The 22,756-nt window shown below is 63.1% G+C and carries 23 protein-coding genes and 1 pseudogene; 10 read left to right on the forward strand and 14 right to left on the reverse strand.

The genetic code is table 11. The features are described from left to right. Window positions 1–266: 266 nt before the first annotated feature. A complete protein-coding gene (locus tag NKH35_RS09400; protein WP_023700190.1) occupies window positions 267–896 on the forward strand; it encodes a DUF1062 domain-containing protein in 630 nt (209 codons plus the stop codon). Window positions 897–951: 55 nt separating this feature from the next. Here the strand turns inward: NKH35_RS09400 and typA are convergent, their stop codons facing one another. Next, window positions 952–2,781 (reverse strand): translational GTPase TypA, encoded by a 1,830-nt coding sequence (typA, locus tag NKH35_RS09405; protein ID WP_023681424.1) that lies wholly within the window; start codon window positions 2,779–2,781, stop codon window positions 952–954. 197 nt (window positions 2,782–2,978) lie between these two features. Between typA and NKH35_RS09410 the strand changes: the two genes are divergently transcribed. Continuing rightward, window positions 2,979–3,257, forward strand: coding sequence for a hypothetical protein (locus tag NKH35_RS09410; protein ID WP_023753187.1), 279 nt, complete (start codon window positions 2,979–2,981; stop codon window positions 3,255–3,257). 47 nt (window positions 3,258–3,304) lie between these two features. Here NKH35_RS09410 and NKH35_RS09415 read toward each other — a convergent pair whose 3' ends face one another. Together NKH35_RS09415 and NKH35_RS09420 are read right to left on the reverse strand one after the other, a co-directional pair. After that, window positions 3,305–4,879 (reverse strand): alkaline phosphatase D family protein, encoded by a 1,575-nt coding sequence (locus NKH35_RS09415; RefSeq protein WP_023830139.1) that lies wholly within the window; start codon window positions 4,877–4,879, stop codon window positions 3,305–3,307. A 263-nt stretch (window positions 4,880–5,142) separates the two neighbouring features. Continuing rightward, a complete protein-coding gene (locus tag NKH35_RS09420; RefSeq protein ID WP_031199478.1) occupies window positions 5,143–6,426 on the reverse strand; it encodes an MFS transporter in 1,284 nt (427 codons plus the stop codon). Between the two features lie 73 nt (window positions 6,427–6,499). Between NKH35_RS09420 and NKH35_RS09425 the strand changes: the two genes are divergently transcribed. Continuing rightward, on the forward strand, window positions 6,500–7,117 hold the full coding sequence (locus NKH35_RS09425; RefSeq protein WP_023732948.1) for a TetR/AcrR family transcriptional regulator: 618 nt from the start codon (window positions 6,500–6,502) through the stop codon (window positions 7,115–7,117). A 256-nt stretch (window positions 7,118–7,373) separates the two neighbouring features. Further along, window positions 7,374–7,967 carry a hypothetical protein gene (locus NKH35_RS09430; protein ID WP_023732947.1) on the forward strand — a complete coding sequence of 198 codons (594 nt, stop codon included), beginning with the start codon at window positions 7,374–7,376 and terminating at the stop codon, window positions 7,965–7,967. Window positions 7,968–8,187: 220 nt separating this feature from the next. Here the strand turns inward: NKH35_RS09430 and ppa are convergent, their stop codons facing one another. The 7 genes and pseudogenes from ppa to NKH35_RS09465 form a co-directional block, all read right to left on the reverse strand. Next, window positions 8,188–8,721: an inorganic diphosphatase gene (gene ppa / locus NKH35_RS09435; protein ID WP_023732946.1), complete on the reverse strand. Its 534-nt coding sequence runs from the start codon at window positions 8,719–8,721 to the stop codon at window positions 8,188–8,190. Between the two features lie 123 nt (window positions 8,722–8,844). Beyond that, window positions 8,845–9,351, reverse strand: coding sequence for a GNAT family N-acetyltransferase (locus tag NKH35_RS09440; protein WP_023732945.1), 507 nt, complete (start codon window positions 9,349–9,351; stop codon window positions 8,845–8,847). 168 nt (window positions 9,352–9,519) lie between these two features. Then, window positions 9,520–10,158 (reverse strand): TPM domain-containing protein, encoded by a 639-nt coding sequence (locus NKH35_RS09445; RefSeq protein ID WP_023732944.1) that lies wholly within the window; start codon window positions 10,156–10,158, stop codon window positions 9,520–9,522. A 6-nt stretch (window positions 10,159–10,164) separates the two neighbouring features. Then, the gene (locus NKH35_RS09450; RefSeq protein ID WP_023732943.1) at window positions 10,165–11,055 is read right to left on the reverse strand and encodes a TPM domain-containing protein; all 891 of its coding nucleotides are present in this window, start codon (window positions 11,053–11,055) and stop codon (window positions 10,165–10,167) included. Window positions 11,056–11,090: 35 nt separating this feature from the next. After that, window positions 11,091–11,546, reverse strand: a pseudogene (locus NKH35_RS09455) (TPM domain-containing protein); the annotation flags it as partial. Between the two features lie 49 nt (window positions 11,547–11,595). Further along, the gene (locus NKH35_RS09460; protein ID WP_198029684.1) at window positions 11,596–12,366 is read right to left on the reverse strand and encodes a TPM domain-containing protein; all 771 of its coding nucleotides are present in this window, start codon (window positions 12,364–12,366) and stop codon (window positions 11,596–11,598) included. 239 nt (window positions 12,367–12,605) lie between these two features. Then, window positions 12,606–13,238, reverse strand: a complete 633-nt coding sequence (locus tag NKH35_RS09465; RefSeq protein WP_023681434.1) for a LemA family protein — start codon at window positions 13,236–13,238, stop codon at window positions 12,606–12,608. A gap of 163 nt (window positions 13,239–13,401) precedes the next feature. On the opposite strand from NKH35_RS09465, the gene NKH35_RS09470 reads away from it, so the two are divergent. From NKH35_RS09470 to NKH35_RS09490, 5 genes are all read left to right on the forward strand, one after another. Continuing rightward, on the forward strand, window positions 13,402–13,653 hold the full coding sequence (locus NKH35_RS09470; RefSeq protein WP_023732941.1) for a hypothetical protein: 252 nt from the start codon (window positions 13,402–13,404) through the stop codon (window positions 13,651–13,653). A 35-nt stretch (window positions 13,654–13,688) separates the two neighbouring features. Then, window positions 13,689–14,573 (forward strand): pyridoxal kinase PdxY, encoded by an 885-nt coding sequence (gene pdxY, locus NKH35_RS09475; protein ID WP_023732940.1) that lies wholly within the window; start codon window positions 13,689–13,691, stop codon window positions 14,571–14,573. Then, the gene (locus NKH35_RS09480) at window positions 14,570–15,340 is read left to right on the forward strand and encodes a DUF429 domain-containing protein (protein WP_023732939.1); all 771 of its coding nucleotides are present in this window, start codon (window positions 14,570–14,572) and stop codon (window positions 15,338–15,340) included. Before pdxY ends, NKH35_RS09480 begins: the two co-directional genes overlap by 4 nt. Before the next feature lie 150 nt (window positions 15,341–15,490). Next, window positions 15,491–16,135 carry a carbonic anhydrase gene (locus NKH35_RS09485; protein WP_023732938.1) on the forward strand — a complete coding sequence of 215 codons (645 nt, stop codon included), beginning with the start codon at window positions 15,491–15,493 and terminating at the stop codon, window positions 16,133–16,135. Between the two features lie 9 nt (window positions 16,136–16,144). Beyond that, window positions 16,145–16,558: a hypothetical protein gene (locus NKH35_RS09490; RefSeq protein ID WP_023732937.1), complete on the forward strand. Its 414-nt coding sequence runs from the start codon at window positions 16,145–16,147 to the stop codon at window positions 16,556–16,558. 66 nt (window positions 16,559–16,624) lie between these two features. On the opposite strand, the gene NKH35_RS09495 is transcribed toward NKH35_RS09490, so the two are convergent. Further along, on the reverse strand, window positions 16,625–16,978 hold the full coding sequence (locus tag NKH35_RS09495) for a hypothetical protein (protein WP_084023697.1): 354 nt from the start codon (window positions 16,976–16,978) through the stop codon (window positions 16,625–16,627). Between the two features lie 159 nt (window positions 16,979–17,137). On the opposite strand from NKH35_RS09495, the gene NKH35_RS09500 reads away from it, so the two are divergent. Further along, window positions 17,138–19,192, forward strand: a complete 2,055-nt coding sequence (locus NKH35_RS09500; protein WP_023732936.1) for a M3 family metallopeptidase — start codon at window positions 17,138–17,140, stop codon at window positions 19,190–19,192. A 162-nt stretch (window positions 19,193–19,354) separates the two neighbouring features. Here the strand turns inward: NKH35_RS09500 and NKH35_RS09505 are convergent, their stop codons facing one another. From NKH35_RS09505 to NKH35_RS09515, 3 genes are read right to left on the reverse strand one after another with little or no spacing between them, the layout of a single operon-like run. Continuing rightward, a complete protein-coding gene (locus NKH35_RS09505; RefSeq protein WP_023732935.1) occupies window positions 19,355–20,827 on the reverse strand; it encodes a M81 family metallopeptidase in 1,473 nt (490 codons plus the stop codon). A 22-nt stretch (window positions 20,828–20,849) separates the two neighbouring features. After that, the gene (locus tag NKH35_RS09510; protein ID WP_023732934.1) at window positions 20,850–21,674 is read right to left on the reverse strand and encodes a carbohydrate ABC transporter permease; all 825 of its coding nucleotides are present in this window, start codon (window positions 21,672–21,674) and stop codon (window positions 20,850–20,852) included. Beyond that, the gene (locus NKH35_RS09515) at window positions 21,671–22,540 is read right to left on the reverse strand and encodes a carbohydrate ABC transporter permease (RefSeq protein WP_352914263.1); all 870 of its coding nucleotides are present in this window, start codon (window positions 22,538–22,540) and stop codon (window positions 21,671–21,673) included. Before NKH35_RS09515 ends, NKH35_RS09510 begins: the two co-directional genes overlap by 4 nt. Between the last annotated feature and the right edge of the window lie 216 nt (window positions 22,541–22,756).

A 22,756-nucleotide genomic window follows, 5' to 3' on the forward strand; every position in this document is an offset into this window, starting at 1 on the left:
CGAGCTTCATTTTGCCTCAGTAACCGCCGGTCTCGCCAACTCCCTGATCACACTTGGCAGGGCGCCGCATTAAGCGGTGCCTGCTCCATTTCACGTGTTCCTCAGGCGGCGGTTCGAGACCGGTTTGGCACTGCTGAACCGTTGTCGCGCGCTTTGCCGCCCGTGACAGCTGATTTCCGACATAGCTAGCTCTCGCCACGCCGTGCCCGCATGGGCATCTCGCCATTGCCGACCTGAAGAACTTCCACACTGGAAGGTCTTCCGGCTTGTCCCAACATCTCGCTATCCGCTGGGCAATCGCGCCCGAAATCGCACCTCGACCCCTGATCCACTGCAACCGCTGCGGCGCCGTGAAAGCCTATCGCTGCAGCGACAAATTCCGCGTCAACGCCAATGGCAAACGCATTGATGTCTGGCTGATCTATCGCTGCATCGACTGCGACAATTCGTGGAATTTCGGCATTTTCGAACGCTGCAACCGCCGCGACATCGAACCCGCGCTGCTGGCAGCGCTCGAAAGCAACGATCCGGCCCTCGCCCGCCGCCATGCCTTCGATGTCGTGGCTTTGCGAAACCGGGTCGGCCGCGTCGAGGAGTTTCCCGATGTCGCCGTTCACAAACACCGGCTCGGCGGCGAAGGCCGACCCGCAGCCGCGCTTGAAATCAGGCTTGGGCTGGAAATGCCGACATCGCTGCGGCTCAACCGTCTGCTCGCCGGCGAACTCGGCATCTCCCGATCAAGGCTTCAGGCGCTGGAGGAGAAACGATTGCTGGTTGTTGTTCCCGAAGGCGCCAGAGCTTTGCGCAAGCCAGCCCGCGACGGCACGGCGATTCGCATTGACCTGGCCGACGAGCCGGATCGTGAAGCCATCATTTCGGCTGCCGTGGGTGAATGACAAGAGGGGCGAAGCACCGGTGCTTCGCCCCTCTCGAATTTAGACAATCAGACGATTACGCCGCGCCCACAACCTTGGCCGACTTCTCGAAGCGCTTGCGCTCGTTCGGGTCGAGATAGAGCTTGCGCAGGCGGATGGTCTTCGGCGTCACCTCGACCAGCTCGTCGTCCTGGATCCAGGCCAGCGCGCGCTCCAGCGTCATGCGGATCGGCGGCGTCAGCTTCACCGCCTCGTCCTTGCCGGCGGCGCGGATGTTGGTCAGCTTCTTGCCCTTCAGCACGTTCACTTCGAGGTCGTTGTCACGGCTATGGATGCCGATGATCATGCCCTGATAGACCTTGACGCCCGGGTCGATGACCATCGGGCCGCGGTCTTCGAGGTTCCACATGGCATAGGCCACTGCCTCGCCCTGTTCGTTGGAGATCAGCACGCCGTTGGTGCGGCCCGGCAGTTCGCCCTTGTAGGGCTGGTAGGCGTGGAACAGCCGGTTCATCACGGCGGTGCCGCGCGTGTCGGTCAACAGTTCCGACTGGTAGCCGATCAGTCCGCGCGTCGGCGCGTGGAAGACGATGCGCTGACGGTTGCCGCCCGAAGGCCGCAGCTCGACCATCTCGGCCTTGCGCTCCGACATCTTCTGCACGACGATGCCGGCGTGCTCCTCGTCGACGTCGATGACGACTTCCTCGACCGGCTCCAGCAATTCGCCATTTTCGCCCTTCTGCATGACGACGCGCGGACGCGACACGGCGATTTCAAAGCCTTCGCGGCGCATCGTCTCGATCAGCACGGCCAGCTGCAATTCGCCACGGCCGGAAACGAAAAACGAATCCTTGTCAGGCGATTCCTCGATCTTGAGCGCGACATTGCCTTCGGCTTCGCGCAGCAGGCGGTCGCGGATGACGCGGCTGGTCACCTTGTCGCCTTCAGTGCCGGCGAGCGGCGAATCGTTGACCAGGAAAGACATGGTCACGGTCGGCGGATCGATCGGTTGCGCATGCAACGCCTCGGTCACCGCCAGGTCGCAGAACGTGTCGGCGACGGTGCCTTTGGACAGGCCGGCAATGGCGACGATGTCACCCGCCTGCGCCTCTTCGATCGGTTGGCGCTCGAGGCCACGGAACGCGAGGATCTTGGAGATGCGCCCGGTTTCGATCTGGGTGCCGTCATGGTGGAGCACCTTGACCGCCTGGTTGGACTTCAGCGTGCCGCTCTCGATGCGGCCGGTAATGATGCGGCCGAGGAATGGATTGGCTTCCAGGATGGTGCCGATCATGCGGAACGGGCCGGGATGAACGGTCGGCTCCGGCACATGCTTGATGACGAGGTCGAACAGCGGCGCCAGGCCCTGGTCCTTCGGGCCTTCCGGATTTTCCGAGACCCAGCCATCGCGGCCAGAACCGTAGAGGATCGGGAAGTCGAGCTGCTCGTCGGTCGCGTCAAGCGCTGCAAACAGGTCGAACACCTCGTTGACCACCTCGACGTGGCGGGCGTCCGGACGGTCGATCTTGTTGATGACGACGATCGGCTTCAGGCCGACCTTGAGCGCCTTGCCGACGACGAACTTGGTCTGCGGCATGGGGCCTTCGGCGGCGTCGACCAGCACGATCGCCGAATCCACCATCGACAGGATGCGCTCGACCTCACCGCCGAAATCGGCGTGGCCGGGTGTGTCGACGATGTTAATGCGGGTGTCCTTCCAGTCGACCGAGGTCGCCTTGGCCAGGATGGTGATGCCGCGTTCCTTTTCGAGGTCGTTGGAATCCATGGCGCGCTCGGCGACGCGCTGATTGTCGCGGAAGGAACCGGATTGCCGCAGCAATTGGTCGACGAGGGTGGTTTTTCCATGGTCGACGTGCGCGATGATCGCGATATTACGAATTTTCATTTTGTGGTCTCGGGAGCGTTGCAGGCAGCAGGCCAAAAGGCGCCGCCTCTTTCGGTTGCGCGGCTCATACAGGGTTTTTCGCAATTGCGAAAGAGGAGGCGCACCACCAAATACTCATCAAATCTTAAGCATCTCGGTGTGAGATGGTTTTGTTAACCAAGGCGGGAACCTTTCTGGGCCCGGGTAGTTCGAAATTCATGACCGACAAACTCAACCGATTTTGGCCCCTCATCGCTTCGGTCGCATTCGCTGCCGTGCTGGCGGCCAATGCCGCTCAATCGGCCGCCACGGTGAAGGAAGCCAATCCGGCTTCGTCGTCCGACCGGACGGCCGAGCAGATGTTTGCCGACGCCCCTGATGGCGTCGACCCCGTGGTCACCGGCCCGGTCAGCGCCTCTTTCAAGCAGAGGCAGCAGGTTGCAGGCTGCGACAGCGCGGTGTGGCCGAAGATTCCGACGGTTTGCTACCCGGACTGACAGTTGCCCATTCCAGGCATAGCGATCCTTCGCACCGACCCAAAGGCTTACGCCGACCGCACCGGATCGAGCGTCACCTTGTAAAGCTCGATGTCGTCGCGATCCATCAGCCGCACGGTCAGCTGCTCTGTCGCCCCTGAAATGTCCACCAGGCCAAAGAACTGCAGGCCGGCCGAGGGTGGCAGGTTCTGGCCCTGTTCGGTGGTCGGCGCCTTGATGAATTTCAGCTCCGGGCCGAAGGTCATGTCGAAATCATTGGGACCGAAGGTACCGGCGTGGATCGGGCCCGAGACGAATTCCCAGAAAGGATTGAAATCCTGGAACCGCGCCTTGTCGGGGTTGTAATAGTGCGCCGCCGTGTAGTGGACATCGGCGGTCAACCAGACCGTGTTGGTGATGCCGGCAGTCTTGATGTAGCGCAACAGGTCGGCGATCTCGAGCTCGCGGCCTTTGGGCAGGCCATTGTCGCCATTGCTGATGGCTTCCGCGCCGACCTTCTTGGCGCCGTCGTCCCAGACGACGAGGCCGAGCGGCATGTCGGCGGCAATGATCTTCCAGGTCGCCCTGGAATTCGTCAGCTCGCGCTTCAGCCATTTCGTCTGCTGTTCGCCCAGCATGCGTGACTGCGGCGTCATGTCCTCCTGCATGTCGGGGCCGTTCGGGCCGCGATAGGAGCGCATGTCGAGGAAGAACACGTCGAGCAGCGGCCCATGCGCGATCTTGCGGTAGACGCGGCCGGGCTCGGACGGCTCGTAGCGGATCGTCGTCATCTCATGGAAGGCGCGCGCCGCACGCGCCGCGAGCACATGGACGGATTTTTCGGTGTAGCGGCTGTCGGCGCCGAGATTCTTCGAATCCGACCAGTTGTTCAGCACCTCGTGATCGTCCCACTGGTAGAAGGTCGGGCAGATGGCGCTCAAGGCCAGAACGTTTTTGTCCATCATGTTGTATTTCCACTGGTCGCGGTACTCATCCAGCGTCTCGGCCACCTTGCGCTTGCCGTCGATCAGGACGACGTTTTTCCACTTGCCGCCGCCAGGCAGGTCTACCTCGTCCTTCATGGCGCCATCGGCATAGATGGTGTCGCCGGAATGCAGGAAGAAATCCGGCGTGTGCCTGGCGATGGTGGCGTAGGTTTTCATGCCGGTCTCATCGATTCCCCAGCCCTGGCCGGCCGTGTCGCCCGACCAGGCGAATTTTATGTCGCGCTTCGAGGCGGGTGCTGTGCGGAAACGGCCGACGATCGGTTCGGAAACGGCGTTGATATCCGACAGGTCGGCGGCAGTCATCCGGTAGAAGATATCCTGGTCGGAGGCGAGGTCGGTGAGCAGGCGCTTGACCGTGAAGTCGCTGGCCGGCGAGGTATCGAGCGGCGCCAGCCGCGTCGCATTGGCGAAGTTTTCCGTCGACGACACTTCGAACATGACGCGCGAAGGCCGGTCGGTGCGCGTCCACACCATGCCGCTCGAGGCATCGACATCGCCGGACTGGACGCCATGGGTGAAGGCCGGGCGCTGGCTGGCGCGCGAATAATAGGGCAAAGCGAGCCCCGATGCGCCGAGCAGACCGGCGGCGCTGGCAGAGGTGACGAAAGCGCGGCGGGTCAACGAGATCTTGTTCATGGCTGTCTCCTGATGGCTTCGAACGGTGCCAGCAAGCTCCAGCTTCAATGTTTCAGCCACATCTCGGGAAGATGAAACTTTGATAACAATCGACAGGTGATCTCCGCCCTTGAGGGGGGAGATGTCGCCGAAGGCGACAGAAGGGGGTCGCCTCGCTTGGAGCGCCGACCTCCTATGCGCAAGAGGCTGAGTCCGGTCGCACGGACCCCCTCTGGCCGCTTCGCGGCCATCTCCCCCCTGAGGGGGGAGATTAGTACCGCGCCTTACGCCGCTTGCGGCTCCGGATCGAAAGCCGGCCTGCTCGTATTGATCAGCAGCGACAGACACGCAGCCACGATCGCCGTCAAGCCGGCGATCAGGAAGGCCAGTTCGTAATTGCCCTGCAATTCGCGCATGGTGCCGCCGAAGGCAGCGGCGGTGGCGGCCCCCACCTGGTGGCCGGCGACGATCCAGCCGAACACGATCGGGCCGCTGCGGTCGCCGAAGGCCTCGTTGGCGAGCCTGAGCGTCGGCGGCACGGTGGCGATCCAGTCCAGACCGTAGAGCACGGCGAAGATGATCAGGCTGGTCGCCGAGAAGCCGGAATAGGGCAGATAGATCAGCGCCAGGCCGCGAATGCCGTAGTAGACGCCGAGCAGCTTGCGCGGGTCGAAACGGTCGGTGAGCCAACCCGACAAAGTCGTGCCGATCAGGTCGAAAATGCCCATCAGCGACAACAGGCCCGCGGCCTGCACCTCGGGGATGCCCATGTCGCCGCAGAAGGAGATCAGATGCGTGCCGACCAGCCCGTTGGTGGTGAAACCGCAGATGAAGAACGTGGCGAACAGATACCAGAAGACGCGGGTGCCGGCAGCGCGGCGCAGCGTGTTGAGCGTATGCGCCAGGAAATTGCCTTGCGATGCCGGCGACACCGGCGGCACGTCATCCGCCCCGGCGCCATAGCGCACCATGCCGATCGAAGCGGGACGCTCCGGAACCAACAGCCAGACCAGCGGCAGAAGACAGGCAGTGGCGATCGAGACGGCGGTAGCGACGGGCTGCCAGCCGCCCGACTGGGCGAGCGATGCCAGCAGCGGCAGGAACACCAAGAGGCCGGTGGCGCTGGAGGCCGACATCAGCCCCATCACCAAGCCGCGATTGGTCTTGAACCAGCGGTTGACGATGGTGGCGCCGAGCACGGTGGCGACCGCGCCGGAGCCGATACCTGAAAACACGCCCCAGGTGAGGAACAGATGCCATGGCTCGGTCATCAGCAGGCTGAGCGCGGTCGAGCCCGACATGATCACAAGCGAGGCAAGCAGCGTGCGGCGCAAGCCGATACGCTCCATCAATGCGGCGGCAAACGGCCCGGTCAGGCCGTAAAGGAAGATGCCGATCGCGGCGGCAATCGAAACCGTATCGCGCCCCCAGCCGAAGCTTTTATCCAACGGCAGCATCATCACCGAGGGTGCGGAACGAAGCCCGGCCGCGATCAACAAGCAGAGGAAGATGACGCCAACCACGACGAAAGCGTAGCGCTGGCCAAAGGGACGGGATTGAGCTATCATGTTACTGACCGGTACGTTGCAGGGTGAGGACATGTATACGTACCGATCGGTAACACGTCAATCGAGTCATACCATGCCAACGGACAAAAATATTGAACTGACCATCAAAGACGGTCATGCAGCCGCACCGCCCAAGGCTGCCAAGAAAATCCTCGACGTGGCGTACGACCTGTTCTACCGCCGCGGCATCCGGGCGATCGGCGTCGACGAGATCGTCAAGCGCGCCGGCGTCACCAAGCCCAGCCTCTACCGCAGCTTTCCCTCCAAGGACGAGCTTGCCGCTTCCTATCTCAGGCAATATGACCGTGAGTACTGGGAGCGTTTCGACGAAGCCGTGGCTGCCCATCCCGGCGACCCGCGGGCACAGCTCAGGGCTTTCCTGACTCGCGTCGGCAAGCGCACGCAAAGGCCGGACTATCGCGGCTGCGGCATGACCAACGCGGCGGTGGAATATCCCGAACATGGCCATCCGGCGCGCGTCGTCAGCGAGGCCAACAAGCAGGAGTTGCGCCACCGCCTGCGCGCGATGGCCGCAGCGATGGGCGCTAAAGACCCTGACACGCTCGGCGACGGCCTGCTGCTGTTGATCGAAGGCGCCTATATCAGCGGCCAGCTCTTCGGCCTCGGCGGCCCGGCGCAATCGGTGGCCCACAACGCCGACCTGCTGATCGAAGCGAGCTTGAAGAAATAGCATTTTCTAACGTTGGCGCCGCCCCTCACCTGCCGGCATCCTTTCCCGGAAATGGGGCGAGGAACGCTCTCATCACGATTTCGCCAATTGCCAGCGTTGCAAGGTTGTCGCCAGCGGCGCAGCCGGCCACTTTCTCCCGTTCAGGGGGAGAATTGCCCGGCAGGGCGATGTGGGTGGCGCCAACGTTGAGATTGGCACGCTAGGCCGGCCGCAGATTTGGCGATAGGCTGGGGCGAACTTCACGGGAGACGTCCGCATGCGAACCCTGCTGCTTGTTCCATTCGCCCTCGCCGCCCTATCCCAAACCGCCCATGCCGACGGAATATCCAGCGTCTACACCGACCTCGACTCGCAAAAGGATTGCGTCACCTATGCGCAGGCCGAGGAAGGTGACGGCGACTGGGCCGAACTCGCCTGCTCCGGCTATCGCGGCTATCCCGTGCTGATCGCCTATGACGATGCGCGTGAATCGCTGTTCTACGGGTTTCCGCCCGGCGGCGAGATGACCTCGGTCTGGGAGAGCTTTTCCGGCTTCAACTCGTCCGGCGCCAGGGTCGAATGGCGCATCGAGACCAAGGGCGACGTTGCCGTTCCCTTTGCTGTCATCCACCGCCGCTCGATCAGCAATCCCGAGGACGAGAACAAGCCGACCGAAGTGCTGCTCGTCGCCAAGGTCGCCCAGATGGAAGCCCGCGACGGCTGCACCATCGGCCTCGTGCTGGCCACCGGCAACCCGCAGGCCAACGACCAGGCGCGCAAGCTGGCGGACGAGGCGAAGAGTTTCGCCTGTGGCAGGGACAAGCACGCCGTCATCGGCAACGTGCCGGCGTTTGGTCGGGTGGATAACTAGCCACGCGGGTGCAAGGCACCCCCCCTCTGCCCTGCCGGGCATCTCCCCCTCAAGGGGGGAGATTGGCAGCTTCGCTGGCGGTGCTTTTTCTTTCGGCGCTGAAAATTGACGAAAGCCGTTGCGTCTCCCCCTTTGAGGGGGAGATGGCCGGCAGGCCAGAGGGGGTGCCTCGCGCTGGCGTTTGCCGCTTACTTGAACGAGACGCAGGCCTCTCTCGGCGCTACTTTGCCGCCTTCGCCCGTGCGATCGCGTCGACGATCATCTTCTTGGCGTATCTGGAATCGTGCCAGCCTTCGATCTTGACCCATTTGCCGGGCTCGAGATCCTTGTAGTGCTCGAAAAAGTGCTGGACCTGGTCGCGGGTGATCTCGGGCAGCTGCGTGTATTCGGTGACGTTTTCGTAGCGCAGCGTCAGCTTCGGCGACGGCACGGCAATGACCTTCTCGTCCTGGCCGGCATTGTCTTCCATCACCAGCACGCCGATCGGTCGCACATTGATGACGCAGCCCGGCACCAACGCGCGCGTGTTGCAGACCAGCACGTCGATCGGGTCGCCGTCGCCCGACAGCGTGTGCGGCACGAAACCGTAATTGCCGGGGTAGCGCATCGACGTATGCAGGAAACGGTCGACGAACAGCGTGCCGGCCTCCTTGTCCATCTCGTACTTGATCGGCTCGCCGCCGATCGGCACCTCGATGATGACGTTGATGTCCTCGGGCGGGTTCTTTCCGATGGCAATGGCTTCGATTCGCATGGCTTAAATCCCTCTCTCGATGTCCAAGATCGATAGCGGGCGGCGCGGCATGGTGCAATGCGGCGATTGGTGCGAAGCGCTAACGGAAGCGCACGGTTTATGATGATTTGTAACCGAGGCCGGTCATTCCCAGACGAAGGCGACCTTCTTGAGCGCCCTCTGCTCGAAAACCTCGACGCCTTCGGCGACGTCACGGCCACCCGCGCCGGCATAGAAGGAAAGTGCGTTCTGGTTGTCTTCCAGCGCCCACACCACCATTCCCTTCAGCCCGTGGTCGGCAAGCCGCGCCCGCGCCGCCTTGAACAGCCGGCTGCCGAGCCCGATGCCTTGATATTCCGGACGCAGGTAAAGTTCGTAGATTTCGCCCTGTTGCTTCAGCTCGCGGGCGCGGTTCTTGCCGATCGTGGCATAGCCGGCGATGGTGCCGCCGATCTCGACCACCAGAACGGTGGCGGCGCGGCGGATGGCGTTGGCCCACCAGTCGGCGCCGCGGCGGTTGATCATCGAGGTCAGCGAGCGATGCGGGATGATGCCGGAATAGGCGCCCTCCCAGGCCAGCTGGTGCACGTCGGCAATGGCGCCGGCGTCGCGCGGTTCGGCTTTCCTGATGTCGATGCTCAGCGTATTCATGATTTGTTAACCATAAACCCGCATCGGCCATTTGCAAGAGTCGAGGTCAGCCCGCCGACCGCTTTCTCACAGCCGATGGCGACACTGCTGACAATGGGCAAAGCCTGCCTGGAAAACGCGCCCAGCCGGCGCGGTCAGGCGTCCGTCCGGGTAGCGCGTGCAGGCTCTTCAGATCTCGACGAGATGATCGTCCAGCTCATTGGCGTCGCCCGACGTCACCGGGAAATGCTCGGCCAGCACCGCGCCGACCTGCCCGATCGCCTTGACGAAGCCGTCGGCGAGCCGGTCGTCACCGGCATGCTGCAGGAGATCGCGCACCACGCCGTCCCAGACATGCTGGCCGACCTTGCTGTCGATGCCCGAATCGGCGACCACTTCGGCATAACGCTCGGCGATCGACACGAAGACCAACACGCCGGTGCGCGCCGTGGTGCGGTGGACGTTGCGGGCGAGGAACTGCCTGAGCGCATTGTCATGTGCCGCCTGGTAACGCTGCCGGCGCGGCACCAGATGGATGCGCAAGCCGGGCAGCGCCCACAAAAGCACCAACACCGAGGCCAGTGCCAGCAGTTGGACAATGACGAAATGCGGCAGCCGGATCGACAGCCACCAGGCTTCCAGCCCATAGGCGGCGGCGAGGCTGGCAATCAGCATGCCTGATGTCGCCATGAAGGCGGCGGGAAAGAAATAGCCGTCGCTGGCATGCGCAACGACGCAGTAGATCTCGCCGTCGGTTTTGGCCTCGGCCGCGCGGATCGCGGTGGCGATGCGCTCATGGTCCTGTGGGCTGATCGGTCGTGTTGCCATCTTCTCTCACCAGCTCCCTGAAGACCCGCCACCGCCGGACGAACCGCCGCCGCCAGAAAACCCGCCGCCGCTGCTTGAGCCCGAAGACCAGCTGCTGCCCGAACTTCCCGATGACCATCCGCTGCCCGACGACGAACTTGTTGTCCAACTGCTGGAGCCCGAGGACGATCCGCTCGGCCCCTGGCCGTAGCGAAAGGTCATGCCCAGCCATTTATACACGCCCGGCGACAGCTTGGTGCCGAAGATCGGCGGCAGGAAGGCCATCGCCAGGCCGCCGAAGAACATCGCCGCCCACAGGATCAAGAAGACCGCGACTATAGGATCGACGGGCGTGCTGTGGTCGGCCGGGTTGCGCTTGCCGCGCGCCTCCAGCTCTTCCGGATTGCCTTCCAGCACCATGACCATGTCGTCAACGGCCGTGGAAATGCCGCCGGAGAAATCACCGGCGCGGAACGCCGGCACCATGTCGTTTTCGATGATCAGCTTGGTGTGCAGATCGGTCAGCGTGCCTTCCAGCCCGTAGCCGACCTCGATGCGCATCTTGTGGTCGTTCTTGGCCACCAGCAGAAGCACGCCGTTGTTTTCGCCGGCCTGGCCGAGTTTCCAAAAGCGGAACAGCCGGTTGGCGTAGGGTTCGATCTCCTCGCCGTCCAGGCTGGGGATGGTGGCGACGACGATCTGGTCGGAGCCTTTGGTCTCAAAATCCGCGAGCTTCTGCGTCAGTGCCGCCTTGGTCGCGGCGTCGATAATACCGGCATTGTCGACCACCCGCCCGGTGAGTGCCGGCAGGTCTGCCGCCAAGGCTACAAACAGCATGGTGAGCATCGTCAACAGGGCGATGCCGATCGTCGCGGCTGCGCGGCCAGGTCTTGGCGGATTGAAGACGCGTACTGTCATGCCGTCACCAGCTCCCCTCAACCACCATGACTGTCCTCAATCACCATGATCATGTCGTCGACCGCTTTGGAAATACCGCCGGAGAAATCCCCGGCGCGGAAGGCCGGCACCATGCCTTCAATGATCCGTGTGGCGTGCTGGTTGGTGAGCGTGGCTTCCAGCCCGTAGCCGACCTCGATGCGCATCTTGCGGTCGTTCACGGCCACCAGCAGAAGCACGCCATTGTTCTTGGCCTTCTGGCCGAGCTTCCAAGCGTTGAACAGCCGGGTGGCGTAAGGCTCGATCTCCTCGCCGTCGAGGCTGGGAACCGTCGCGACGACGATCTGGTCGGAGCCTTTGGTCTCGAAATCGGCCAGTCTTTGGGTGAGCGCCGCCTCGGTCGCGGCATCGATGATGTCGGCATTGTCTACCACGCGTCCCGCGAGGGCGGGCAGCTCCGCCGCCAGCGCCGCGACGCTGACGAGCAAGACCAGCAAGGCAGCGCCGGTCATCGTGGCGAAGCGGCCATGCCAGGGATTGGCGATGCGTGTGGTCATCTCTTCACCAGCTTCCCGAGGAGCCGCCGCCGCCGGACGAACCGCCGCCGCCGGAAAAGCCGCCACCACCGCTTGAACCCGACGACCAGCCGCCCCCGCCCGAAGACCAGCCGCCGCTGGATGACCGCTTGTGCGGCTCGAATGTCATGCCGAGCCAGCGATAGCGGCCGGGACCGAGTTTTTGGCCGAAGATCGGCGGCAGGATGGAGGCGGCCATGCTGCCGAAGAACATGATTGCCCAGATGCTGATGAAGACGCCGAAGAACAGATTGTCGGTATTGATGGGCGGCTTCTGGTTGCGCTCGCCGCGCGCCTCCAATTCCTCCGGATTGCCTTCCAGCACCATCACCATGTCGTCGACGGCCTTGGAAATGCCCCCGGAGAAATCGCCGGCGCGGAACGCCGGCACCATGTCGTTTTCGATGATCAGCTTGGTGTGCAAATCGGTCAGCGTGCCTTCCAGCCCATAGCCGACCTCGATGCGCATCTTGAGGTCGTTCGGCGCCACCAGCAGCAGCACGCCGTTGTTTTCCTTGGCCTGGCCGAGCTTCCAGAAGCGGAACAGCCGGTTGGCGTAAGGCTCAATCTCCTCGCCGTCGAGGCTGGGGATGGTTGCGACGACGATCTGGTCGGAGCCTCTGGTCTCGAAGTCGGCGAGTTTCTGGGTGAGCGCGGCTTTGGTGCCTGCATCGATGATCCCGGCATTGTCGACGACGCGGCCGGTCAGCGCGGGGAGGTCGGCGGCGAAGGCGGTGAGGGGCAGGAAGACGGCCAGAAAGGCGAGAAGAACACCAAGGTTGGCGTTCCTTCGCGTCCCCCTCTGTCCTGCCGGACATCTCCCCCTCGAGGGGGGAGATTGGCAATCTCGCTGCCGACGCTCAGCCGGCAACGCTGATAATTGGCGCAAGGACAGAAGACAGCTGATCTCCCCCCTTGAGGGCGAGATGTCCGGCAGGACAGAGGGGGGTGTGAAGGAACGCAAGGCTGGCAAAGGCCAAGCTCACCCAGACGTCATCACCCGCCCTGCTTCGTGCCGAAATCGACCTTCGGCGGCTGCATCTTGTCCTCTTCGACGGTGAAGTTGGCGAAGGGCTCGTTGCTGCGGAACCAGAAGGTTGCCCATAGCACCGACGGAAAGGTCCTCAGCGTCAGATTGTAATCCTTGACCGCCAGGATGTAGTCGCGCCGCGCCACCGCAATGCGGTTCTCGGTGCCTTCGAGTTGCGCCTGCAGCGCCAGGAAATTCTGGTTGGCCTTGAGGTCGGGATAGGCCTCCGACACCGCGATCAGCCGCGACAGCGCGCTGGTCAGCCCTGATTGCGCATCCTGGAACTTCTTGAGCGCTTCGGGGTCCTTCAGCGTTTCCGGCGTCACCGTGATCTGCGTTGCCTTGGCGCGCGCCTCGACCACCGCATCGAGCGTGTCCTTTTCATGCGAAGCATAGCCCTTCACCGTCTCGACCAAATTGGGAATCAGGTCGGACCGACGCTGATACTGGTTCAGCACCTCGCTCCATGCCGCCTTGGCGTTCTCCTCCGCCGTCGGGATGGTATTGAAGCCGCAGCCGGCGAGCAGAGGCAGCACGACGGCCATCATCAGCACGGCCGGCAGACTGCGGAAAGGGAAGGCAAGGCGCTGGGCAAACATGGTGAGGTCCCTCGACAGAAGTTGCATGCGAAGCATTAGCACAATCCGCGCTCAAGAAAATGTCTGCCGCTGGCGCGCATTCCTGGCGCGCATTCATGCGCCGGCGAGGCCCTGTGATTGATCGCGCGAACACGATATGGTTGCCGGCAAACAGGACAGGATCATGGCGGAACGCCGCGACGATGACAGCGAATCGCGCCGCATTATTGAGCGCGTGGCGAACGAGGGCGGCCTTGGCGGCGCATCGCTGGTGTCACGGGCAGCGAAAGGCGCCCGCGATCATGTTACCGCAGCCGAGGCCGACCGATCCGATCCGATCGAGGTCTGGGGCACCCGCATCGGCCGCACACTTGGGCTCATCGTCGCCCTCGGCCTTTTGATCTGGCTCGTGTACTACGTCTCCCGGGGCAGCTAGAGCATGATCCTGAAAAGTGGGATCTAGGAATTTCCATGAACAGCGAAAAAGCCGACGCGCCACGCGCGGTCATCGTCATTTCCAGCCATGTCGCCCGCGGCTCGGTCGGCAACCGCGCCGCCGTGTTTGCACTGGAGACACTGGGCTTTCCAGTGTGGGCGGTGCCGACCGTCATCCTGCCCTGGCATCCGGGTCACGGCCGCGCCACGCGCATCGTGCCGCCGCTCGACCAGTTCAAGGCGCTGATGGCCGATCTCGAACGCGCGCCCTGGCTAAGCGAGGTGGGCGCCGTGCTGTCGGGCTATCTCGGCGAGGCGGCGCAGGCCGAGGCCGTCGCCTCGCTGGTGTCAGCGGTCAAGGCGAAGACGCCGGACGCGATCTATATCTGCGACCCGGTGATGGGCGATTCCGGCGGGCTCTACGTGCCCGAGCCAACGGCCGCCGCCATGCGCGACCGGCTGATGCCGATCGCCGACATCGCCACCCCCAACCGCTATGAGCTGGAGTGGATGGCCGGCGCGCCCTTGCCCGATCTGAAATCGGTGATCTCCGCCGCCCTCCATGCCGGGCCGTCAACAATGCTGGTGACGTCGGCACAGTCGATGATGACCGGCGGCACCGGCAATCTGCTGCTTGATGGCACCCATGCGCTGCTGGCCGAACACCGCCTGATCGACAAGCCGCCGAATGGCCTCGGCGACCTGACCGCGGCCGTCTACCTCGCCCGCATCCTGTCGGGACAGCCGCCGATCAAGGCACTGCAGTCGACCACGGCGGCCGTCTACGAAATCCTGGCACGCACCGCCAAGCGCGGCGGCGACGAGTTGCAGCTGGAAACCGATGCCCAGAGCCTGTCGCATCCGATGGCGATGGTGCAGTTGCGCCACCTCACACATCCGGGGCGGGACCGCCGGGCGTGACATCCCGCAATGGTGTGTTTGTCGGCGTTGACGGCTGCAAGGCTGGCTGGATCGCAGTCTACCGCGCCCCCGGCGTTTCGCCGTCGGTCTCCGTCTTTGCGAGCTTTACAGCCCTTCTCGACGCGTTGCCCGCCGATGCGACGATCGCCGTCGACATGCCGATCGGCCTGCCGGATTTTTCGCAGAGAGGCGGCCGCGGGCCGGAAGCGCGGGTGCGGCCGCTACTCGGGGCACGACAATCCAGCGTCTTTGCTATTCCCTCGCGCGCCGCCCTTTATGCCGACACCAGCGACTTCACCACGATCGAGGCCTGGTATGACGCGCATCGCCGCGCCAGCGAAATGGCCAAGGCAACCTCCGACCCGCCGCGCGGCGTCTCGATCCAGGCCTTCGGCATCTTTGCCAAGATCCGCGAGATCGACGCGTTGCTGATCGCGCGTCCCGAACTGCGCCGCCGCGTCTTCGAATCGCACCCCGAAGTCGCCTTCTGCCGGCTGAACGGCGAAAAACCGATGACGCTGCCGAAGAAGATCAAGGGCGCCGTCAATCCGGCCGGGATGGAGGAACGTAAGGCACTGCTGTGCCGGCATGGCTATGTCAGGGACTTTCTCGACCAGCCGCTGCCCCGCGGCGCTGCCGCCGACGATTTCCTCGACGCCGCCGTGATGATGCTGATTGCCGGGCGCATCGCCGGCGGCGAAGCAAAGCCGTTTCCCGACCCGCCGCTTGCCGACCGTTTCGGCATTCCCGTCGCCATCGGGGCGTGAAGCATGCCTCGAGCCATGCATGCCGCATGGCGATTTGCGACGGAGCCATCCGCAATTCGGCATTGCCCGGGATGGCCTTTTGCCGTTAGAGCCTTCCTGACCTGAGAACGAGTTGCCGCCACCAACCCGGAAAGGCTTCATCCCTAGCCCATGCCCCATCTCCCCGAACATCTTTGGACCGGCTACCGCAACTTCATGAACGGCCGCTATCTCACCGAAAGCGGACGCTATCGTGAGCTCGCCCGCGAGGGGCAGGCGCCCGAGACCATGATCGTTGCCTGCTGCGATTCGCGCTCTGCCCCCGAAGCGATCTTCGACGCCGGCCCGGGCGAACTGTTCGTGCTGCGCAATGTCGGCAATCTGGTGCCGCCCTACGCGCCGGACGGCGAATTCCACTCGACCTCGGCCGCGCTTGAATTCGCCGTGCAGAGCCTGAAGGTGAAAAACATCGTTGTGATGGGCCATGGCCGCTGCGGCGGCATCCGCGCCGCCCTCGACACCAATTCGGCGCCGCTGTCGCCCGGCGACTTCATCGGCAAATGGATGAGCCTGATCGCGCCGGCGGCCGAAACCGTATCGTCCAGCACTTTCATGACGGCGACGGAACGGCAGACGGCGCTGGAGCGCATCTCCATCCGCTATTCGATCGCCAATCTCCGGACCTTCCCTTGCGTCTCGATCCTCGAAGGCAAGGGGCGGCTGTCGCTGCATGGCGTCTGGTTCGACATCTCGACCGGCGAGCTTTGGGTGATGAACAAGGACACCGGCGATTTCGAGCGGCCGGATTTGACGTAGGAGGGAGCAGTGCAAGATCGCCATTCGATTGTTTTCGCCGTGGCGGCGCTGCTCTTCTCGCTCACCCCTGCCCGCGCCGATGACGGCGCCATCATCGACCGCTGGTATTCGGCGCTGCTGGTCGCCGACCGCACCGAATTGTCGGACCTGCTGGCCGACGATGTCCGCATAAAGCTCGACGATCTCGGCATCGTGCAGTCGAAGCAGGAATTCATCGCGTCGATCGACGAGTGGGAGGGTGCTGTCGCAGGCGCCGCGATCCGCCATCGCATCGAAAAGAGCGAGGCCGGCGTCACCACCGTCATCGCCTGCTACGATTTCCCCAACAATGACATGCTGATCCAGGAGACCTTTGCCGTCGCCGGCAACCGCATCACCGCAAGTTCGCAAGCCGCGATCGCCGAAAATTGCGACGGCTTCTGACGCAGCGCCGGACTAGTACCAATGTCGGTGAACGACCAATGACAGCTATCTGGCTTCGATCGCTATTCAAGAATTACAAAGATCAGCTGCTGTGGGTTTGGGAGTCGCTTGTGCGCTGCTGAAGTCTTTATTAAAATGGTTCAAAAAAGTCTCAATTAAGTGGCCGTGATAATAGGCATAGGTTTCTAATTCAACATTAGCATTTTGGGGTTTTCTTATGTTAAACGTCAGGCGATCACTCGAAATCACAGGCTTAAACCATGCTTTCTTTGCCCATCCTTGCGATTTGTGAGTGTAAAACTTTCCATCGTCACTCTTTTCCCAAGTAGTTATCTTTCCTTTTTGCTCTTTTTGCGCGATTCTTGCGTCGAAATTATTGAGAAGCTTCTGAGCTTCGGTGGTTATAAAAAGCGCCGCCATAAATACCTCCTAAGAAATACACTTACAAATACATAAGGAGGGTAGGAACGAGATGCAAGCGAGTGGGATCTCCTCACCGCAAGCAAGGTTGCCTAGCCGGCTGCATCACCTTACATCCAAGAGTACCTATCGCTCAGTCCGACCATCGAAAGATCCTCCATGCCGTCCACGAAGACCGTCGATCTCGCCGCCCATCCGCTGACCAAATGGCAAGGGCCGTTTGGCCTGCCTGATTTCACCAACATCGGCGACGGCGATTTCTCCCCGGTGTTCGACGCGGCGCTGAAGGCGCACGAGGCGGAGATCGACGCCATCGCCGGCAACAAGGATGCGCCGACCATCGAGAACACGCTGGCCGCACTGGAGCTCGCCGGCGAGCCGCTCGACCATGTCTCGTCGATCTTCTGGTGCCGGGCCGGCGCCCACACCAATGATGCGATCCAGGCGCTGGAGCGCGAGATCTCGCCAAAGATGTCGAGGCATTTCTCAGCCATCTCGATGAACGAGAAACTGTTTGCCCGCATCGACGATCTCTACCAGCGCCGCGAGACGCTAAAGCTCGACGCCGAGACACTGCGGGTGTTGGAAAAGACCTGGAAAGGTTTCGTCCGCTCCGGCGCCAAGCTCGACGCCGACGGCAAGAAGCGGCTGGCCAACATCAGCGAGGAATTGTCCTCGCTCGGCACCAATTTCGGCCAGAACGTGCTTGCCGACGAGCGCGACTGGGCGCTGTTCCTCGACGAGGCTGACCTTGCCGGCCTCCCCGATTTCCTCAAAAGCGCCATGGCCGAGGCTGCCGAGATGCGCGGCCAGAAGGGCCGCTATGCCGTCACCTTGTCGCGCTCGATCTATGAACCGTTCACCACTTTCTCGGAACGCCGCGATCTGCGCGAGACCGCTTTCCGCGCCTTTACCATGCGCGGTCAGAACGGCGGCGCCAGCGACAACACGTCAGTGGTGCGCGACATGCTGAAATTGCGCGCCGAAAAAGCCAAGCTGCTCGGCTATGGCTCTTTCGCCGCGCTGAAACTCGACGACACCATGGCCAAGACGCCGAAGGCGGTGCACGATTTGCTCGACCCGGTTTGGGAAAAGGCGCTGGAGAAGGCCGCAGCCGACCAGAAGGAGCTGGAGCGGCTGGCAACCGCGGCCGGCAGCAATGAAAAATTCGCAGCCTGGGACTGGCGCTTCTACCAGGAGAAGTTGCGCACCGAAAAATTCGCTTTCGACGAGGCGGAGCTGAAACCCTATCTGCAGCTCGATCGCGTCATCGAAGCCTGCTTCGACGTTGCGACAAAACTGTTCGGCATCACCTTCGAGGAGAAGAAGGGCATCGCCGCCTGGCATCCCGACGCGCGCACCTTCGTGGTGAAGAACGCCGACGGCAGCGAGCGCGGCCTGTTCCTCGCCGATTATTTCGCCCGGTCTTCGAAGCGCTCCGGTGCCTGGATGAGCGCGCTGAAGTCCGGCTACAAGCTTGGCCATGGCTCGAAGCCGGCCATCTACAACATCATGAATTTCGCCAAGCCGCCGGCCGGCGAAGCAGCCCTTCTGTCGGTCGATGAGGCCAAAACCCTGTTCCACGAATTCGGCCACGCGCTGCACGGCATGCTGACCGATGTCACCTGGCCGTCGGTGGCGGGCACGTCTGTCAGCCGCGATTTCGTCGAACTGCCCTCGCAGCTCTACGAGCACTGGCTGACCGTGCCGGCGGTGCTGGAAAAGCATGCGCTGCATGTGAAGACCGGCAAGCCGATGCCCAAGGCGCTGCTTGACAAGATGCTGGCGGCCCGCACTTTTGGGGCCGGCTTCGCCACGGTCGAGTTCACCGCGTCGGCGCTCATCGACATGGCCTATCACGCAAGGCCGGATGCGCCGGCGGAACCGCTGCGTTTCGAAGCCGAAACGCTGGAAAAGCTTGATATGCCCGACACCATCGCCATGCGTCATCGCACCCCGCATTTCGGCCACGTCTTCTCCGGCGACGGTTATTCAGCCGGCTACTATTCCTACATGTGGTCGGAAGTGCTCGACGCCGACGCCTTCGCCGCATTCGAAGAGACCGGCGACCCCTTCAACCCGGCGCTTGCCGAACGGCTGCGCAAGAACATTTATGCCGCCGGTGGCTCGAAGGACCCGGAAGAGCTGTACACGGCGTTCCGCGGCAAGATGCCTTCGCCTGAAGCGATGATGGTGAAAAGAGGATTGGTGTAGCGCCAGCTTATCTTCCCCCTCGAGGGGAGATGGCCGCAAAGCGGCCAGAGGGGGTCGGTCCGACTTGGCTCGACCTCCTGCGGCGGCAGATGAAGGTCGGCGCTTCACGCGAGAGGACCCCCTCTGTCGCCTTCGGCGACATCTCCCCCTCAAGGGGGGAGATTACACCCAAGGATCCGCCACCCTCGGCCAAACCGGCCGCGTCAGCTTCCTGTAATCCGTCACCGCCGGATTGCTCGGATACGAACTCGGCGCCGAGACATAAATAATCTCCGCCGCGATCGGTTCAAAGCCGGCGTAGAAATGATTGGTCGACTTGATCAGCAATATGTCCTTGCGCATCGGATCGACGCCAATGTTGGAGAAAATATCCGGCTCGAAGGTCTGCGTGCGGTTGGTGTTGAGGATGATGTCGATTTCGGTGCCTTCGATGCGCACCAGCGCCGTTGGCCCGAGCGTCACCCGGCTCGGCCCGAAGCTTTGCCAGCCCTCGGCGACCGCCTTCAGCACCCGCACCTTCGCGTCGATCGGTTCGCCGGCCAGCGGACCCGCCTTGCCGCCGAAGCGCAGGTCGATGACGGCGCCTTCGCCTGCCGCCTGGCAGAAGGTGACGGCGATCGGGTCCCAGATTGTCGCCACGCCAATGTTGTGAACGCCGCGCTCCAGCAAGGCGCGCAGCACCATGGTGCCGTCGCCGGCGACGCCGCCGCCGGGATTGTCCCAAATGTCGGCGATGACCACCGGCTTATCAGGGTTTTCCTTGCGCACAGCCAGCGCCCGCGCGATGCCGTCCTCGATGTTCAGCATCGTCATCGCCGTCTTCTCGCGCATGGCATAGAGTTCGCGCCCCAGCCGCTCCGCCAGCGCATCGCCCTTGGCCTTGTCATTGTCGGTGACGACCAGGATGCGGGCGCCCATTTCCGGTACGTCGGCCGCCATAAAGCCATGGATGACCGAGACCGACAGCACACCGTCCTTGCCGTGCAGCGCCTTGATGCGGTCGACGAAGGAGCGCATCGGCTCGCGGCTGGTCGGCAGCACCTGGATCATGCGGCAGTCGAAGGTCGAAATCACCGGCTTGATCTCGCCGCGTGCCGCCGCCAGTCCAAGCTCGACGACATGCTCGCCGCGCTCATAAAAATCGGTGTGCGGGAATTCGAGGAAATAGGCCATGACATTGCATGCCGCGACGCGCTTCGGCGTCAGATGACTGTGCGGATCAAGCTCCACCGCGATCACCACATCCGGCCCGACGATGGCGCGAACCCGTTCGAGCAAATCGCCCTCGCAATCGTCATAGCCTTGCGCCACCATGGCGCCGTGCAGGCCGAGGATGACGGCGTCGACCGGCAAGGCTGCCTTCAACTGGCCGAGAATCTCGTCGCGCAACGCCTCATAGGTCTGCCGCTGCACCAGCCCGCCCGGCTCCGCCCAGGTGGCGGTGCCTTCGATGACGGTCAGCCCTTCGGCAGCCGCACGCCGGCGCAGCGCAACCATCGGCGACGAGCACAAGGTCGGCGTGTCCGGGTGTTTTCCGGGCCCAGCATAAAACGCCATCTCGAACGACGCCCGGTCAGTCGGCACCGGCGAGAAGGTGTTGGTTTCGGTCGCCAGCGAGGCGGTGAAGATGCGCATGAAAGCTCCGCGTAAATAACGGCTATTTGACCGCCCCGAGCGCCAGCCCGCGTACGAGATAGCGCTGCAGCCAGGTGAACAGGATCGCCACCGGCAGCGTCGCCAACAGCGTCGCCGCCATCACATGGTGCCATTCGATCGTGTAGCGGCCGGCGACCAGCGAGAACACCTGGATCGGCAGCGTGTAGCTTTCCTGGCTGCGCAGCATGGTGAGCGCGACGACGAACTCGTTCCAGGCGTTGATGAAGGTGAAGATGGCGGTGACAGCGATTGCCGGCAGGCAGAGCGGCAGAAATACTTTTCGCAGTGTCAGCCAGCGGCCGGCGCCTTCCATCCAGGCGGCTTCCTCGAGATCGCGCGGGATGGTGTCGAAATAGCTCTGCAGCATCCACACGGTGAAGGCGACATTGAAGGCCATGTAGATGACGCCGAGCGCGGTGGTCGATTCGATCAGGCCCCAGGCGGCCATCAGCCTGAACAGGCCGAGCACCAGCACGATCGGCGAGATCATCTGCGAGATCAGCAGGAACTGGCGGAAGGCGCCGTAGCCGGCGAAGCGAAACCGCGACATGGCGTAAGCTGCCGGCACCGAGATCAGGATGGCGCCGACCGTGGCGATGACCGAGACATAGAGCGAATTGGCCAGCGCCTGGCCGAATCCCGTCGCCACCCACATGTCGGCAAAATTAGACCAGTGGAACTCGCTCGGCCACCAGGTCGGCGACAGCACCTCCTGCCTAGGCTTGACCGCGGTCAGGAACATCACCGCGAAGGGAAAGATCGTCACCACGAGCAGCGGCGAAAGCAGCAGCCAGGCGATGATGGTGCGTTTCAGCTTGGGCGTCATGCGCGTTGCTCCCGCATGGCGAGGCGCACATAGATCATGGTGAAGATCAGCAATATGGCGAACATCAGCAGCGACACCGCCGAGGCCTCGCCCAGTTTGCCGATGCGGAAGGCCAGTTTGTAGAGGTGGGTGACCAGGATATCGGTCGAGTTGGCCGGCCCGCCCTGCGTCATCACCCAGATGATCGGGAAGGAATTGAAGACGTAGATTGTGTTGAGCACGATGGCGATGTTGATGAACGGCTTCAACAGCGGAAAGGTGATCTCGCGGAACTGCTGCAGCGGCGTCGCCCCTTCCAGCGCCGCCGCCTCGTAGAGATCGTCGGGGATCGATGACAGGCCGCCGAGGAAGATCGTCGTGGTGAACGGCACCGTCACCAGAATGCCGATCAGCACCTGCATCGGGAATGCCGTCTCGGCGCGCGCCAGCCACTGTATGTTCTCATGGATCAGGCCAAGCCCTATCAGCGCTGAATTGAGCATGCCGCTTTCGCCGTTGAGCGCCCAGCGCCAGACCACCGCCGTCATCGTCAGCGACACCGCCCAGGGCAGCATGATGATGACGCGGGCTATGCCACGGCCGTAGAAATCGGTGTTGAGGATCATCGCCACCGGAACCGACAGAAGCAGCGCACCGCCGACCACCAGCACGGTCCACAGGCCGGTGCGCCAGAGGGCTGCCAGGAAATCGGGATCGGCAAGGAAGGCGGAATAATTGGCGAAATCGTTGAAGTCGCGCAGCTGCCCAAAACGGCTGACATCATGCGTCGATATCTGGATCAGGTCCCAGACCGGCCAGAAGATGACGACGGCGGCCAGCAACAGGCTGGGCAAGGTCAGCAGATAGGGCAAGAAACGATTTTGCATCGGCTGGCTTTGTACCGTGGTTCAGTAGCGCTGGCACGCCAGCTGGGGATCAATCTTTCATATCGGCCTGGAGCAGCGCAGCGGAAGAAGGCCTTTCCTCTCCCCCGTCGATCGGGGGAGAGGTGGGGGGCGCAGCGCCCCCGGGGGGGGGGGGGCCCGGGGGGGGCCCCCGCGGCCCAGGATGTGGGGGGTGGGCGTATGTTGGGTTTCGGCGGG

The sequence above is a fragment of the Mesorhizobium sp. M1143 genome (assembly GCF_040318435.1).
Classification (GTDB): domain Bacteria; phylum Pseudomonadota; class Alphaproteobacteria; order Rhizobiales; family Rhizobiaceae; genus Mesorhizobium.